Source organism: Mesorhizobium sp. M0715 (assembly GCF_040320355.1).
In the GTDB taxonomy this organism is placed as follows: Bacteria; Pseudomonadota; Alphaproteobacteria; order Rhizobiales; family Rhizobiaceae; genus Mesorhizobium.
This window is the reverse complement of record NZ_JAMYPL010000020.1, coordinates 62,781-78,314: the sequence shown is the minus strand read 5'-3', so window position 1 is coordinate 78,314 and position 15,534 is coordinate 62,781. Positions and strand designations below refer to the sequence as shown.

The 15,534-nt window shown below is 64.0% G+C and carries 17 protein-coding genes; 6 read left to right on the top strand and 11 right to left on the bottom strand.

The features are described 5' to 3' along the window. Positions 1 to 29: 29 nt before the first annotated feature. Entirely contained in the window at positions 30 to 1,634 is a 1,605-nt protein-coding gene (locus NKI21_RS22500) for a GMC family oxidoreductase (protein ID WP_023812520.1), read from the top strand. 117 nt (positions 1,635 to 1,751) lie between these two features. On the opposite strand, the gene NKI21_RS22495 is transcribed toward NKI21_RS22500, so the two are convergent. From NKI21_RS22495 to NKI21_RS22485, 3 genes are all read right to left on the bottom strand, one after another. Beyond that, complete coding sequence (locus NKI21_RS22495; protein WP_023812521.1) at positions 1,752 to 2,774, bottom strand: fatty acid desaturase; 1,023 nt, start codon at positions 2,772 to 2,774, stop codon at positions 1,752 to 1,754. A gap of 128 nt (positions 2,775 to 2,902) precedes the next feature. Next, positions 2,903 to 3,280: a hypothetical protein gene (locus NKI21_RS22490; RefSeq protein ID WP_023812522.1), complete on the bottom strand. Its 378-nt coding sequence runs from the start codon at positions 3,278 to 3,280 to the stop codon at positions 2,903 to 2,905. Positions 3,281 to 3,377: 97 nt separating this feature from the next. Then, positions 3,378 to 3,578, bottom strand: coding sequence for a hypothetical protein (locus tag NKI21_RS22485; protein ID WP_023812523.1), 201 nt, complete (start codon positions 3,576 to 3,578; stop codon positions 3,378 to 3,380). Between the two features lie 239 nt (positions 3,579 to 3,817). Between NKI21_RS22485 and grpE the strand changes: the two genes are divergently transcribed. Further along, positions 3,818 to 4,453, top strand: a complete 636-nt coding sequence (gene grpE, locus NKI21_RS22480; protein WP_127296395.1) for a nucleotide exchange factor GrpE — start codon at positions 3,818 to 3,820, stop codon at positions 4,451 to 4,453. 106 nt (positions 4,454 to 4,559) lie between these two features. Continuing rightward, positions 4,560 to 5,192: a trimeric intracellular cation channel family protein gene (locus NKI21_RS22475; protein WP_352440853.1), complete on the top strand. Its 633-nt coding sequence runs from the start codon at positions 4,560 to 4,562 to the stop codon at positions 5,190 to 5,192. 191 nt (positions 5,193 to 5,383) lie between these two features. On the opposite strand, the gene olsB is transcribed toward NKI21_RS22475, so the two are convergent. From olsB to NKI21_RS22445, 6 genes are all read right to left on the bottom strand, one after another. After that, complete coding sequence (gene olsB / locus NKI21_RS22470) at positions 5,384 to 6,259, bottom strand: l-ornithine N(alpha)-acyltransferase (protein WP_023812526.1); 876 nt, start codon at positions 6,257 to 6,259, stop codon at positions 5,384 to 5,386. A gap of 180 nt (positions 6,260 to 6,439) precedes the next feature. Further along, entirely contained in the window at positions 6,440 to 8,698 is a 2,259-nt protein-coding gene (locus tag NKI21_RS22465) for a response regulator (protein ID WP_352440854.1), read from the bottom strand. Positions 8,699 to 8,835: 137 nt separating this feature from the next. After that, the gene (gene acuI / locus NKI21_RS22460) at positions 8,836 to 9,825 is read right to left on the bottom strand and encodes an acrylyl-CoA reductase (NADPH) (RefSeq protein WP_128303215.1); all 990 of its coding nucleotides are present in this window, start codon (positions 9,823 to 9,825) and stop codon (positions 8,836 to 8,838) included. 57 nt (positions 9,826 to 9,882) lie between these two features. Next, complete coding sequence (gene lspA, locus NKI21_RS22455; protein WP_023812529.1) at positions 9,883 to 10,425, bottom strand: signal peptidase II; 543 nt, start codon at positions 10,423 to 10,425, stop codon at positions 9,883 to 9,885. A 13-nt stretch (positions 10,426 to 10,438) separates the two neighbouring features. Continuing rightward, entirely contained in the window at positions 10,439 to 11,296 is an 858-nt protein-coding gene (locus NKI21_RS22450) for a TrmH family RNA methyltransferase (RefSeq protein WP_013529576.1), read from the bottom strand. Then, on the bottom strand, positions 11,293 to 12,387 hold the full coding sequence (locus NKI21_RS22445) for an RsmD family RNA methyltransferase (protein ID WP_352440855.1): 1,095 nt from the start codon (positions 12,385 to 12,387) through the stop codon (positions 11,293 to 11,295). Before NKI21_RS22445 ends, NKI21_RS22450 begins: the two co-directional genes overlap by 4 nt. Positions 12,388 to 12,522: 135 nt before the next feature. Between NKI21_RS22445 and NKI21_RS22440 the strand changes: the two genes are divergently transcribed. The 3 genes from NKI21_RS22440 (at position 12,523) to NKI21_RS22430 (ending at position 14,122) form a co-directional block, all read left to right on the top strand. Beyond that, positions 12,523 to 13,215, top strand: a complete 693-nt coding sequence (locus NKI21_RS22440; RefSeq protein WP_352440856.1) for a helix-turn-helix transcriptional regulator — start codon at positions 12,523 to 12,525, stop codon at positions 13,213 to 13,215. Between the two features lie 71 nt (positions 13,216 to 13,286). Continuing rightward, positions 13,287 to 13,682: a VOC family protein gene (locus NKI21_RS22435; RefSeq protein WP_352440857.1), complete on the top strand. Its 396-nt coding sequence runs from the start codon at positions 13,287 to 13,289 to the stop codon at positions 13,680 to 13,682. Next, positions 13,679 to 14,122, top strand: a complete 444-nt coding sequence (locus NKI21_RS22430) for an EVE domain-containing protein (RefSeq protein ID WP_352440858.1) — start codon at positions 13,679 to 13,681, stop codon at positions 14,120 to 14,122. Before NKI21_RS22435 ends, NKI21_RS22430 begins: the two co-directional genes overlap by 4 nt. On the opposite strand, the gene lhpI is transcribed toward NKI21_RS22430, so the two are convergent. Both lhpI and NKI21_RS22420 read right to left on the bottom strand, forming a co-directional pair. Next, positions 14,112 to 15,077 (bottom strand): bifunctional Delta(1)-pyrroline-2-carboxylate/Delta(1)-piperideine-2-carboxylate reductase, encoded by a 966-nt coding sequence (gene lhpI / locus NKI21_RS22425; protein ID WP_352440859.1) that lies wholly within the window; start codon positions 15,075 to 15,077, stop codon positions 14,112 to 14,114. The genes NKI21_RS22430 and lhpI overlap by 11 nt on opposite strands. Positions 15,078 to 15,114: 37 nt before the next feature. Further along, positions 15,115 to 15,483: a DUF1049 domain-containing protein gene (locus tag NKI21_RS22420; RefSeq protein ID WP_352440860.1), complete on the bottom strand. Its 369-nt coding sequence runs from the start codon at positions 15,481 to 15,483 to the stop codon at positions 15,115 to 15,117. Positions 15,484 to 15,534 lie beyond the last annotated feature (51 nt).

Genomic DNA, 15,534 nt, shown 5'->3' with positions numbered 1-15,534 from the left:
AATCCGTGGACGATCGGGGAGGGGTCTTCATGCGTTACGACTATGTCATAGCCGGCGGTGGGTCCGCCGGCTGTGCGCTTGCCGCGCGGCTTTCGGAAGATCCATCGAAAACGGTCTGCCTGATCGAAGCTGGCGGCGAGGGCAGGGATATGCTGATCCGCGCTCCTGCTGGCATTATCAGCATGCTTTCCGGCCGGCCCAGAATCAACAACTGGGCCTTCGAGACCGTGCCGCAGCAAGGTCTTGGCGGCCGCAAGGGCTACCAGCCGCGCGGCAAGGCGCTGGGCGGCTCCAGCGCAATCAATGCAATGCTCTATGTCAGGGGCCATCGCAGCGACTATGACGAATGGGCAAATCTAGGCTGCGAGGGCTGGTCGTGGGATGAGGTGCTGCCCTATTTCCGGCGCGCCGAGGGCAATGAGCGCGGCACTGATGCGTTGCATGGCGGGGACGGCCCGCTGAAAGTGTCGAACCAGCGCTCGCCGAGGCCGATCGCCAAGGCCTTCATAGAGGCTTGTGGCGAAAACCAGATTCGCGCCTCGGACGATTTCAACGGACCGGAACAAGAGGGCGCCGGCTATTTCCAGGTGACCCAGTTTGCCGGTGGCGCCCGTAATGGCGAGCGCTGTTCGACTGCCGCCGCCTATCTCCATCCGGTGATGCAGCGGACCAATCTGACCGTGGTCACGCGGGCGCACGCCACAGGCATCGTCCTTGACGGCAAGCGCGCCACCGGCATCCGCTACCGGACACGCAAAGGCGAGACAGTGGCACAGGCGTCGCGCGAGGTGATCCTCTGTGGCGGTGCCTTCGGTTCGCCGCAGCTTCTGTTGCTATCGGGTATCGGCCCGGCGGCCGAACTTGCCGTGCATGGCATTCCCGTCGTCCACGAATTGCCGGGCGTCGGCAAGAACCTGCAGGATCACCTCGATTTCATCGTCGGCTGGAGATCGAAGGACACCGATATGCTTGGCATGAGCCCGCGCGGCGCGTTGGGTTTCCTCAGGCACATCGCGCAGTGGCGCCGGGATGGAACCGGGCTGATCGCCTCGCCGGCGGCCGAGAGCGGCGCTTTCGTCAAATCCGACCCGGCGCTTGAACGCCCTGACCTGCAGCTGCAATTCGTCATCGGCCTGGTCGAAAACCATGCGCGCACGCTGCACTACGGCTTCGGTTTTTCCTGTCATGTCTGCATATTGCGGCCGCACTCACGTGGCGAGGTTGGGCTGGCCAGCGCCGATCCATTTGCCGCGCCACGCATCGATCCGCGCTTTCTCGGCGACCAGCGCGATGCGGAACTGCTGCTGAAAGGCGTGAGGATCACCCGGCAGGTGCTGGCTTCGCCGGCGCTGACGCGCTACCGGCACAAGGAAATGCACATCGCCGGCGAGCCGAGCGATGCCGATCTGATGACCCATATCCGTACCCGCGCCGACACGGTCTATCACCCGGTCGGCTCCTGTCGGATGGGGGTCGACGAGATGGCGGTGGTCGATCCGCAACTCAAGGTGCGCGGGCTTGAAGCCTTGCGTGTCGTGGACGCCTCGGTGATGCCGACACTGATTGGTGGCAACACCAATGCCCCAACCATCATGATCGCCGAAAAGGCCGCCGACATGATCAGGGCTGCCTGATCGGAGCTCCAGGCCGCGGCGCCCATAGCGCGGCGGTCCTTTTGTTATGACGCAATTGCCCAGGGAAAACGTTACGCGCTTTCCCTGGGAAACCGTTCAAACTTCTCCTGGAATTGCTTAAGCCGCCGCCCGTGCCTCGCGGAACGACACCAGCTTGCGGCGGTTTTCGTCCCACAATGCCAATTTGACGCAGCGCAAGCTTTCGAGCAGCGTGACACGGCCGATGTCGCGCAACTCGGGATAATCCCGCAGCACTTCCTGCAACCGGTAGCACGGCACCTTGGCGGAGAGATGATGGACGTGATGGACACCGATGTTCCCGGTGAGCCAGTTCAGCACCGGCGGTAGATCGTAATAGGACGATCCGTGCAGGGCAGCGTGCTGGAATTCCCAGTCGGCATCCTTCGCCCATTCCGTTTCCTCGAACTGGTGCTGGACGTAGAACAGCCAGATGCCGGCCGAACCGGCGAGGATGACGATCGGCAGGTGGACCACCAGGAAAGCGCCTGGGCCGACGAACCAGATGAGGATGGCTGCCGCGACCGCGATGCCAAGATTGGTGGTCATCGACGACACCCAAGGGGTCAGGCCGCCGCGCATCATGCCGACGGGGAGCCTTTGCTCGAAGATGAACAGCCAGATCGGACCGAGCCCGAACATCACCAGCGGGTGGCGATAGAGACGGTAGGCGAGGCGGCCTCGCCACGACATCTGCCGGTATTCTGCAACGGTCAGCGTCCGGATGTCGCCCATGCCGCGTTCGTCAAGATTGCCGGCGCTGGCGTGGTGCGTCGCGTGGGCACGCCGCCAGCAATCGTAGGGCGTCAGCGTCAGGATGCCGAGCGCGCGGCCAATCCAGTCGTCGGCGTAGCGATTGGCGAAGAAGGAGCCGTGGCCGCAGTCGTGCTGGATCATGAAGATGCGCACCAGAAACCCGGCCGCGGGAAGGATGAGGACCAGTCCCCACCAATGGCCATAGGCATAGGCCGCCGAGGACAGTCCCCAGAGTATGGCGAATGGAATGAGGGTGATGGCGAGTTCGACGGCGCTGCGCCGCCTGTCGGGCTTCTTGTAGCGGGCGAGAATCTTCAGCCAGGCGCGCTTGCTGTTGGCCACCGCCTCAGGGGAAATCATGTTCATCAGGAAGCATAGGCGCGGTGCCTCGCCGCCGCAAGGCAACATCACGCAAAATTACTGTGCGTAATTGTCGCGTGGCTTGGCGGTCGAGCCAGCCAACCGCCAGCTCAACCTGCTGATGACGTCGACCGCTATTCGCGATCGAGGATAGGACAGCCGCGCTCGGTGCCAAAAGTCACGCGCACGCGGTCGCCACCCTGTCTGCCGCGGACCGTGATCTCCCGGCGGCCGATGGACTCAATTCTTGCGCGGCGGATGCCCATTCGCTCTGCCTTGTCGAGAGCCCGGTCTTCCGTGCAGCCTCGTTGACGCCGGTCGCGCCGATCGTCGCGACGGGGACCTTCGCAATCGTCGTAGGCGGGGTCGCAATCTTCCATGAGCTTCAGCCGCGGGCCATGTTTGCCCAATTGCAGCTGCAGATTGTCTGCTTGTGCCGGAAAGGCCGCCAAAGTTATGGCGCCGAGGCCGACAAGCGCCATCAGCGATGAGGTAATCGAAACCTTGCGCATTACGTCCTCCATTTGAACCAACCCATCTATCCTTAGATGGTTCGGCTCTCCCCGGCTATTGCCGATAGGAGGTTTGCTGCCAAGATCGATTGTTGCGTTACGGCCGGCGCCAGCCGATGTCACCGCGCTCCGCCCCATCGAGGCGGTCGAGCAGTTCTCTGAGCCGGTCGGGGATGTCGGCTTCGGTGCGGAAGGCCGGCAAGGTGCGCAGAAAGCGGGTCACCGCCTCGGCGCCGAACTGGCGCCTGATCTCGATGGCCAGCCCCTCTGCCTTTTCGCCCATGTTGCGGGTCATCATCTCAAAATCCTGTCTCGGCTTCGAAACTCCTGCAGCAAGAGAATGGTTCCCCCATCATGCCTGTGTGGCAAGCAAAGCCGGCGGTTAAGGTAAAATTTGAATTAAAGTCGAAATGTCTTGCCTGTCATTGTCCCGCCTTGGCCGGCGGCTTCCATAGTCGCTTACCCCTTGATTTTTGGCCGCCAAACATCGATATCGGGCACAAAATCCACATCATTCGAGATTGACGGGAAACGGCGATGAGCGACCAGGCAAAAGACGAACGCGCGCCCGATGAAGTCGAGGCGACCGAGCCCACAGCCGAGCGCACGGAAGGCAGCACCGACGGTGATTATGAAGCCCTTGTGCGGCTGCTGAAGGAAAATGAAGAGCTGAAGGACCGCGCGCTGCGCGTGGCGGCCGAGATGGAAAACCTGCGGCGCCGCACGGCGCGCGATGTGCACGATGCGCGCACCTACGCGGTCGCGAATTTCGCCCGCGACATGTTGTCGGTGTCGGACAATCTGCGCCGCGCGCTGGATGCGATTCCCGCCGAGGCCAAAGCATCGGGTGACGCCGGCTTCAAGGCGCTGATCGAAGGCGTCGACCTCACCGAGCGCGCCATGCTGTCGGCGCTGGAACGGCATGGGGTCAAGAAGCTCGCGCCTGAAGGCGAGAAGTTCGATCCCAATTTCCACCAGGCGATGTTCGAAGTGCCCAATCCGGATGTCCCGGCCAACACCGTGGTCCAGGTCGTGCAGCCGGGCTATTCGATCGGCGACCGCGTGCTGCGCCCGGCCATGGTGGGCGTCGCCAAGGGCGGGCCAAAGTTCGTCGCCGCTGAAGCACCGGTTGAGCCGGGGCCGGTGAACGAACAGGCTGAGAAAGATGCGTGAGGCAGGGGATAGGCAGTAGGCAGTAGGAAACTAGGGCAGTCGTATCAATCGCGCGGCTTCGTGCTATTCATACTGCCTAATCCCTAATCCCTACTGCCTTGGCCTCATGAACCCTATCGCGCTTCTTGACTATGCCGGTGTCGCCGTCTTCGCGGCGACCGGGGCGCTGGCGGCTTCGCGTAAGCAACTCGACATTATCGGCTTCCTGTTCCTGGCCAGCGTCACCGGGATAGGCGGTGGCACGCTTCGCGACGTTATCCTCAACCTGCCGGTTTTCTGGGTCGCCAACTCCGGCTATGTGCTGGTCTGCGCCGCGGTTGCGGTGCTGGTCTTCTTCAGCGCGCATCGTGTCGAATCGCGCTGGAAATGGCTGCTCTGGCTCGACGCCGTCGGGCTCGCCGCTTTTTCGGTGATGGGCGCGGCCAAGGGGCTTGCGATTACCGGTTCGCCGGTCGTCTCCGTCATCACCGGCGTGCTCACCGCCACTTTCGGCGGCATTCTGCGTGATCTCCTCGCCGGCGAGCCATCGGTGCTGCTCAGGCCCGAAATCTACGTTACGGCGGCCCTTGCGGGTGCCGGCCTTTACACGCTTGGCGAACTTGCCGGACTGCCGCCGCTCGCCTCGGACCTCGCCGGTTTTGCGGCGGCGTTCCTCGTGCGCGGTGGTGCGCTCAAATTCGGCTGGTCGTTTCCGTCCTACAAGAGCCGACCCGGCAGGCGGCCGGAAGATATTCCGTGAAGAGAGGGAATAGGGAATGGGGAATAGGGAATAGGGAATGGGGAATAGGGAATAGGGAATGGGGAATAGGGAATAGGGAATAGGGAATAGGGAATAGGGAATAGGGAATAATCAGTAGTCACAGGAGCTTAATCGTGGCGTCATCACTACTGCCTACTGCCTACTGCCTACTGCCTACTGCCTACTCAATCTCACGCCGCGAAGCGCTGGGCTTCGCCGCCATAATAGTTGACGTAGCGTGCGCCGATCTCCTTGACCGGCATCACGACGAACACATCGACCGTCGAGAATTCGCGATCGATGACGCAACCATCGCCGATGCGGGCACCGACGCGCAGATAGCCCTTGACCAAAGGCGGCATCGCGGCGATCGCCGCCTTGGCATTGACGGCCTCGATCGGCATCAGATCCATCGAGCAATAGCGCCCGGACACCGCGCGCACGTCCCAGGCCGAGTTCGTCCGGCAGTGGTGGGCTAGGTAGGTGAGCGCCTCGGCATGCGCCGCCGGCACGGTGCCGTGAAAGGACGCGCAGCCGGTCATCACACCGATTTCGTAATGGTTGATGTAAGCCCAGATGCCTTGCCACAACGCCTCGATGGTGCGCTTCGAGCGGTATTCCGGCAACACGCAGGAGCGGCCGAGTTCAAGGAAGCGCTGGCCGGGGTGGCGGGCGATGAGCTTGGTCAGCTCGAATTCACCTTCGGAATAGAAGCCACCGGCCGTGGCCGCGATTTCTTGCCGCAGCAGCCGATATGTGCCGACGATGCGGCGATGTTCGGGACCGGAAAGCGTGGTGTCCAAAACCAGCAGATGGTCGCAGAGCGGATCGAACCGATCGGCGTCCCGGCGGTCATGGGCCTGGAACAGGTCCTTCCTGGCGCCAAGTTCGTCGTAGAACACCCGGTAGCGCACTTCCTGCGCGGCCGCGATCTCGGCCTCGTTGCGAGCGAGCCGCACTTCAAGATTGCCTATACGGCCCAGCGCAGCGCCCTTTATGACGGAATCGACGTTACGTCCGGCAAGCAAGGCGCTGCTGGCGTTCGGCCGAGTGTCACATTCCGGCATAACTGTATGCACGAGTGATTCTCCTTCGAGCCATCCCTCTTGGCACGGGGATACGGTGTAGGTGCAACAGGATTGTGACAGTACCGTGATACGACGTCATGGGCAATACTTCGTCGGCTGGCGAATACGATCAACCGGCTACGTTTAAGTGATCGCCCGTGCCGAATGGCGGTGGAAAGCTCAGGCCGCGACGACCTGCCCCTCGACGGCATTGACCAGCGCCTCGGGGTCGAGCGGCTTGGTGACAAAGCCGCTGGCGCCATGGGCCAACACCGCATGACGGGTCTTTTCCTGGCTGTCGGCCGACAGCACCATGATCGGCACCGGCCGCACGGCACTTTCTTCCTCATGGCGGCGGATGGCGGCAATCGCGTCCAGCCCGTCCATGACCGGCATGTGGAGATCCATCAAGACCACGTCGAAGCGGTCCTTGTGCGCGGCGCCGGTGACAGCCTCGACGGCGGCCTTGCCGTTGCCGACCACCTTGACGCGATGCCCGGCCTTCAGCAGCGTGGCGCGGGCCAGCATGGCGTTGATGTCATTGTCCTCGGCGATCAGCACCGACAGGCCGCGCTGGCGGTTGCCGATGGCGCGCAGCGTCGGCGCGCCGCGCCTTTCCGGCTGCGGCGGGCCGAGGCTCGGAGCATGGCTGCTCAACAGCACACGCAGAAGTGTTCCGCCACGCACCGGTCTGGCCAGGAAGGTTGCGTAGCCGCTGGCTCGGAACTCGCCAAGCATGCCGCGATCGGTCGGCGCGATCAGCGTGATCGCCTCACAGTCGGAGAAACCGCTTTGGCGCAGGCGCTTGAGCAGCCTTCCGTCGCCTTCTTCCATCGCTGCATCGACCAGGATCGCATCGCAGCCGGCGGCGAAAGGCGCGGCCTGTGCGGCAGTGGTGGCGATGTCGACCGCGCCGCCATTGGCGCGGATGGTGCGGGCGATGGCGTCGGCCTCGACGGCGTTCTTCGACAGGATCACCGCGCGTCTGCCCGAGAGAGCATTCTGGTGGCCCTGCGGCGCTTCGGTGGCCGCTATCGCAGGGATTTCGAAGACGAACTCGGATCCCTGGCCGAGCCGGCTGGATACCGAGATCGTGCCGCCCATGGCGGCCACCAGGCGTCTGGAGATGGCAAGGCCGAGGCCGGCCCCGCCATGTGTGCGTGTCGACGTGCCGTCGGCCTGCTCGAACTCCTCGAAAATGCGCTCCAGGTCGGCATCACGCAGGCCCGGACCGGTATCGGCGATGGTGAAGCATATGCGGTCGCTGGTTTCGGTGCGTGCGCGTGCTATGCTCACCAGCACGCCGCCGCTGTCGGTGAACTTGATGGCGTTGCCGATGAGGTTGAGAAGCACCTGCCTCACCTTGCCCGGATCGGCGGTGATCAATTGCGGCACGTCGGGTTCGACATGGCAACCCAGCCCGATATCCTTGGCGAAAGCCCGCGCTGCCAGCAATTCGATGATGTTGTCGGCGATCTCGCGCACCGACATCGGCTGCGGCTCGGGGTCGAAACGCCCGGCTTCGATCTTGGAATAGTCGAGAAGATCCTCGATCAGGGCAAGCAATGCGCTGGCCGAGGTCGAGACGGCGCCGACATAGGTTTGCTGCTCCGGCGACAGGCTGGTGTCGGCCAGCAACCTGGCCATCCCCATGATGCCGTTCATCGGGGTGCGGATTTCATGGCTGACGGTGGCGAGGAAGCGCGATTTGGCCTGGCTGGCATATTCGGCCCGTTCGCGTGCGGTGATCAGCGAGGATTCGGCGCGTTTGCGGGCGGTGATGTCGCGGGCGATGGCGCGGTGCGAAACCGCGCCGCTGTCCTTGTCGCGCACCGACAGTTCGATCCAGGAGAACCAGCGCTGCCCGCTCGGCGTGCTGATAGAGACATCGGTGGAACTCAGGCACTCATGGTCGGAAAAGGCGGCATCGGGAACCATGCCGACCTCGATGCCCAGTTCTGCCAGGGTCTTGCCGGCAAGGTCGCGCTGGTCGATCTCGACGAGATCGGCGAAGACCTTGTTGGCATAGACGATGTAGCCATCGCGGTCGCGATGGATGACGAGATCGCCAAGCGCGTCGATCAGGCCGCGAAAGCGCTCATCGCTCTCCTGCATCTCCCACATGCGGTCGGCCAGCGTCTCGATCTCGGCGCGGCTGCGGGCAGTGGTTTCGTCAAGAAGGGCAGAGGTGCGATGTTCGCTCCGCCTGGCGCGCAGATGCAGGGCAAGACCGGCAAGACCGGTTGCCAGCAATGCGACGCTAATGAAGATTGGTGCCCCGGTCAGATGCGCCAGCCCGGCCACCACCACGATGGCGACGAATGTCAGAAAGGGCAGGCTTTCGCGCCTGGAGAATTCCGGCTCGGGCACCAGCGGCGGGAGCACCGCATCGACGTCGTCGCCAGTGTCCGCCTGTTGGCTGCCGGATTCCGCGATCATGCGAAATCCTTGCCAGACAGAGATTATGGAAAATTGCGGCGGATCGTTCGAATTTTAGCGGATGAGCGCTTTTTGCCGAGGCGCGGCGGGTTTGCCGCAGATCTGGCGATTCCATCCCTTCCGGCAGTTGGGCGGAGTCACATATCCACGACGACGCGGCCGCGGATCTTGCCGTCGACGATGTCGCGCGCGGCATCGACGATGCCGTCGAACCCGATGGTGCTGGACAGGCTGGCGAGCTTCTGAAGATCGAGGTCGGTGCCGATGCGGCGCCATGCCTCGAGGCGGACTGCTTTCGGCGCCATCACTGAATCGATGCCGAGCAATGAGACGCCGCGCAGGATGAAGGGCGCGACGCTGGTCGGCAGGTCCATGCCGCCGGCCAGGCCGCAGGCGGCGACCGCGCCGCCATAGGAGGTCATCGAGAGCACATTGGCCAGCGTGTGGCTGCCAACTGCGTCGATGCCGCCGGCCCAGCGCTCCTTGGCCAGCGGCTTGGCCGGCTGGGCAAGCTCGTCGCGCGATATCACTTCGGCGGCGCCAAGGTCGATCAGATAGGGGCTTTCGGCATTGCGGCCGGTGGAAGCAATGACATGGTAGCCGAGGCTGGACAGGATCGAGACCGCGACCGAGCCGACACCGCCGGCCGCCCCCGTCACCACCACCGGGCCGCGATCGGGCAGGATGCCGTGCCGCTCCAGGGCCATGACGCAGAGCATGGCGGTATAGCCTGCGGTGCCGACGGCCATCGCGTCATGCGGGCTGATGCCCTGCGGCAGCGGCACCAGCCAGTCGCCTTTGACACGGGCGCGGCCAGCATAGGCGCCAAAATGGGTTTCGCCGACGCCCCAGCCGTTCAGGATGGCTTTGTCACCGGCGCGCCAGTCGGGATGGGAAGACGAGATGACGGTGCCGGCGAAATCGATGCCCGGCACCAGCGGCCAGCGGCGGATCACCGGCGCCTTGCCTGTGATCGCCAGGCCATCCTTGTAGTTCACCGTCGTTGCCTCGACCGCGATGGTGACATCGCCTTCCATCAGGTCGGCGTCGGTGAGATCGGTCACGGTTACCGACTGCTTTTTCTCGGCGTCACGCGAAACGAGGATGGCTTTGAAGGTTTCGGACATGTCTTTCTCCGCGATCGTGTTTGGCGACATGAACTGTGCGGCGATGGCGGCACGGGGTCAATCCTTCGAAGACTTGGCCTTCGAAGACTTGGCCTTGGAAGGCATGGCTTTGGAAGGCTTGGCGTTGGACGGTCCGGGCTCGCGCCGCCAGCCGAACAGCTCGTCGAAGACGACCAGTGCCGCGCCCACCGAGATGAAGGCGTCGGCAAGGTTGAAGACGGCGAACGACCAGACCGTCGTGTGGAACAGGATGTAGTCGATGACGTGGCCGTAGACGGCGCGGTCGATCAGGTTGCCGAGCGCGCCGCCGACGATCAGCGCAAAGCCGGTGCGGGCAAGGATCTGGGACGGCGCGATCCGCGTCGCCAGGAACAGCACGAAGGCAACGACGGCGAGCGAAATGACGATCAGCCCGGTGTCGCCGAAGGATGAGAACATCGAGAAGGCGATGCCGGTATTGTAGGTGCGAAACAGCGCCAGGAAGGGCAACAGATCAACCTTTTCCTGAAAAGGCAGACCGGCCTCGACCAGGTACTTTATCCACTGGTCGAGCGCGATGGCCGCGACGACGAGCAGTGCGTAGGGAGACCATGATCTCACGGGCAGGCAACCTTCATTGCTGGTCCAGGATTGGCTCGAGCTTCAGCGCGCCGCGCCGGATCTCGAACAGCATGATGCCGGTGGCGACGGCCAGATTGAGCGAATCGGCACGGCCCGCTTGCGGAATCCTGAGCAGCCTGTCGCAGCTCGCAGCCAGGCTTTCGGGCAGCCCCTGCTGCTCGTTGCCCATCATCAGCAGCACGGGCCCGCGGGAAAAATCGACCGAGCGGTAGTCGACGGCGCCTTTCAGGTGGGTTCCGGCGACGAGGCCTGAGAAGCCGCCCCGCCAGGCAAGGAAAGCCTCGGTTGTCGCCTTGGCTACCGGCACGGCAAAGATCGAACCCATGGTGGCGCGCACCGTCTCCACGGAGAATGGATCAGTGGTATCGCCGACCAGAATGACGCCTTTGGCGCCGACGGCATCGACGGTGCGGATGACGGTGCCGAGATTGCCGGGATCGCGTACCCGATCGAGTGCCACCCAGACGTCGCCATTGTCGGCGCGCACATCCTTCAAGGCGAGGAATTTCTGCGAAAAGACGCCCACCACCATTTGCGGATTGTCGCGGCGGGTGATGGCGACCAGCACCTTTTCCGACACTTCTAGCACCATGCCGCCTGCGGCAACGGTGCGTGCGGCCACCTTCTCCACCGCCGCATTGCCGCGCCCGGCTTTGGCGAAAACCAATGTCCTGATCTGCCAGCCGAGATCGAGCGCATCGATGACCAGCTTCAGCCCCTCGGCCATGAAGGCGTTCTGCTGGTCGCGGAACTTCTTCTGAGCGAGCGCCTTGATGTCCTTGACCAGCGGATTGGCGAGGCTGGTGACCTCCTTCACCTGGCCAGGTGCGCCTGCATGCCGCTCGTTCATTCAGCCACCCAACGCGAAAACAATGAGGTCGAGAGCGCCCGGCCGGCGGACTTTTCACGGATGATCAGCTCACCCGATTCCATCTTGCCGCCCATGCCGGCAAACGTATCGCGCATCAAGGCGTGGATGGCGAAGAAGGAGGCGCGGATGGAATAGGCGGTCAGCACCACGGCAAGCGGCTTCGGCGTCAGGATCGCCCGGCAAAGTTCGGTCAAATCAGGCAGGTCCTCGAACAATTGCCAGACCTCGCCCTTGGGGCCACGGCCATAGGCCGGCGGGTCGAACAGGATGATGTCGTAGCGGCTGCCGCGACGCTCCTCGCGCTCGGCGAATTTGACCGCGTCGTCGACGATCCAGCGGATCGGCTTGCTGCCGAGGCCGGCCATCTCCTGGTTTTCACGGGCCCAGCCAATTGCCTTCTTCGAGGCATCGACATGGGTGACCTCGGCGCCGGCGCGAGCCGCCACCAATGAGGCGAGACCGGTATAGCCGAACAGGTTCAGCACCTTGACCGGCCGCTTCGCCGCCGCGATCAGCCCGGCCATGTGATCCCAATGGGAGGCCTGCTCGGGAAAGACGCCGACATGACGAAACGAGGTGAAACGGCCGAGATAGTCGATGCCGTCATGCTTCATCGGCCAGGTCTCGCCGAGTGGCAGCTTGGGAAAACGCCAGCGGCCGATACCCTCCTCGTCGGTGTCGCCGGTGAAGACGGCGTCGGCGCGCTCCCATTCCTTTGCCGGCAAGGCCTTTTGCCAGATCGCCTGGCCCTCGGGCCGTACGATACGGTAGGGGCCATATTGTTCGAGCTTTTGGCCGGTGCCGCTGTCGAGGAGCGCATAATCGGCATTGGGCGCCACTTCCAGGATCACGGGAAGATGTTCGGCGGGCAGAGCGCCTTCGCGGCGGGCCAGGATGCGCGGCGCCGAGTTCGGTTCGGAACGACTTTCCGTCTTCGCCTCATGGCGCTCGCGCGGTGGCGCTTCCGGTCTGGCGGGAGCCTGGCCGGGACGCGGACGTGACACGTCCGCCGCACCCTTCGCGGATGGATGTGGACGGTTGTCGCGGCGTTTGTCGCGAAAAGACTTCAAGCGGGGGCAACTCCGAACGGGGTGGCCGCTTTTGACATAGGGCAACCGGCTTCGCAACCAAGTCCGACAGGTCGGCCTCTCCGGTTCAGGTTGGCCGCGATGGACCAATGTCAAAGAAACAGGCAAATCTACCGGATGTCCCGCTCCGAACGCCTGCTCGACCTGATCCAGTGCCTGCGCCGGCATCGCCGGCCGGTGAGCGGGCAAGCGCTGGCCGATGAACTCGGGATTTCGATCCGCACGCTCTACCGCGACATCGCCACGCTGCAGGGCCAGGGCGCGCCGATCGAGGGCGAGGCGGGTGTCGGTTATGTGCTCAAGCCCGGCTTCATGCTGCCGCCGCTGATGTTCAGCGACGAGGAGATCGAAGCCATCGTGCTCGGCTCGCGCTGGGTCGCCAAGCAGCCGGACCAGCGTCTTTCGGCCGCCGCTGCCAACGCGTTGGCCAAGATCGCGGCTGTCCTGCCGGACGATCTGCGCGAGGATCTCGACGCGAGCACACTGCTGGTCGGCCCTCCCGCCATGGCCATCGAGACCATCGACCTTGGCCTCGTACGGCAGGCCATCCGCAACGAGCGCAAGCTCGGCTTTCTTTACCGCGACGCGGGCGGCGCTGCGTCCGAGCGTGTCGTCTGGCCATTTGCGCTGGGCTTCTTCGACAAGGTGCGGGTGGTGGTGGCGTGGTGCGAGATGCGGCACGATTTCCGGCATTTTCGCACCGATCGCATCACCGAACTCCATGCAACAGACACGCGCTATCCGCGTCGTCGCCAGGCGCTGCTCAAGGAATGGCGGGCAACGCTCGACACGCCGCGTGGTTCGAGATGACTGCTGCCATAATCTGACAGTAGACCATCTTATGGTCGCCAAGTCGAAGCACCGAACCTTGGAGAGCAGATATGGCCACCCCGAATTTCGTCATCCTCTATGTCGACCAGCCGCAGCAGAGCGGCGCCTTCTACAGCGCGCTGCTCGGCCGTCAGCCGGTCGAAAGTTCGCCGACCTTCGTGCTGTTCGTGCTCGATGCCGGCTTCAAGCTCGGCCTCTGGTCGCGCCATACGGCGGAGCCGGCAGCCGCCGCATCAGGCGGTGGCGCCGAAATCGTGTTTGCGCTGGATACGCCCGATGCGGTCGATGCCGCCCATGCCGACTGGTCCGGGCGCGGGCTGAATATCCTGCAGACGCCGACCGACATGGATTTCGGCCGTACTTTTGTCGCGCTCGATCCCGACAATCATCGCCTGCGCGTCTACTGGCTGTCCGATGGCGAACAGGCCAATGGTAACCATAAATGAGCGCGTATTGGATCGCCGTGGCGTCGGCCGAACATGTCCGGCGGGGCCGCGCAGCCGGCTTCATGCAGGTCAACCACGGCAAGGCGGCACCGCTGCGTCGCGTCAAGCCAGGCGATGGCATCGTCTACTACTCGCCGAACACTGTTTTGGGCGAGAAAGATGGCCTGCAGGCCTTCACGGCGATCGGCACGGTGCGGGAAGGCGAGCCCTATCAGGGCGATATGGGCGCTGGCTTCACGCCGTTCCGTCGCGATGTGGCGTGGGCCAAGGCCGAGGAAGCGCGGATCAAGCCGCTGCTCAACAAGCTCGAATTCACCGTCGGCAAGTCGAACTGGGGTTATCAGCTTCGCTTTGGCCTTTTCGAAATCGGGGATCAAGATTTTCGTGTTATAGCCGAGGCGATGGGCGCCGAGATGGGCGCAACGGCAACTAGGCCGTGAGCGCCTTGTAGACGGCAATGCCGGCGGCAAGATCCTCGAGCGCCGCGCCGACCGACTTGAACAGCGTGATCTCACCGGCGCTCTCGCGACCCTTCTTCTGCCCGCGCGCCAATTCGTGCAGATCGGCGACAATGGTTTCCGGCTTCAGCACGCCGGAGGCCAGCGGCTGGACGATGTCGCCGGCTTCCTTGGTGGCGCCGGCGCGGGTGTCGACATAGACGCGGGCAAGCCTGATCGCGTCGTCATCGCTCTCGCGCATCGTCGGCGTAAAGCCTCCGACCAGGTCGACATGGGTTCCCGGCTGCAACAGCGCACCCTTGATCAACGGCGTGGTGGTGATCGTCGCCGAGGAGACGATGTCGGCCTGCCCAAGCTCGGCATCGAGATCGCTCGCCGCGCTGGCTGCAAAACCCTCGGCGCGCAGGTCGGCGGCGACTTTCTCGGCATTGGCCGGAGTGCGGTTCCAGATGCGGATGGTCTTGATCGGCCGTACGGCCGAGTGCGCCTTGGCGAGGAAGGGCGACAGCGCGCCGGCGCCGACCACCAGCAGCCGCGAGGCATCGTCGCGGGCGAGATAGGAGGCCGCGAGCGCCGAAGCGCAGGCGGTGCGCCACTGTGTCAGCCGCTGGCCGTCGATCAAGGCCTCGGGTTCGCCGGTGGCGCCATTGAGCAGGAGATAGAGCCCCATCACCGCCGGCTTGCCGATGGCATTGTTGTCGGGGGACACGGTGACGATCTTGACGCCGACGTGACTGCCGGCCGATGTGCCCGCCGCGTTGAGATCGGTCCAGGCCGGCATCAAAAGCAGTGTGGAGGCGGCACCATCTGGCCGCTCGATCGTATGATGGTGCCTGACCGGCTGCACCGCACCGTCGCGAAACGCCGTGCGCAGCGTCTCGACCAATCCGGGAAAGGTCAGCGCATGGTCGACCTCTGCGGCCGAAATGGTCAGCATGAAAAACTCCGTAGGGACAAAGCCGCCTGCGGGCGGTTCAAGCGGTCGGCTTCGGCAATGCCGATCCTTGGGCGGACCCTTGGGCCGATCCCTGGGCCGGGCTTTGCGGTACCGCCGGCGCACGGCTGACCGCCTGGCGCAGGTTCTCGGCCTCGACGCCGCGCTGGCGCGCCAGCTTGCGATAGCGGCCCTGCTTGACCCAGGTTGCCAGGCTGCCGACGATCATGCCGATGGCGAGTGCCAGGAACAGGAAGATGAACAGCGGCAAAGTCAGGGTCAGCTTCGGATTGCCGGGGTTGAACGGATCCAGCGTGAAGGCGACCAGTTCGCGGTTGGCAACGGCGAGTGCGATCAGGATGATCGCCAGGGGCACGAAGATCGCGATGAGCATGAAGCGATTGAACATGATGTTTTCCGTCGGAAGCTGGCCTGTCCGAAAGGCCGTCAGGCGCTGACG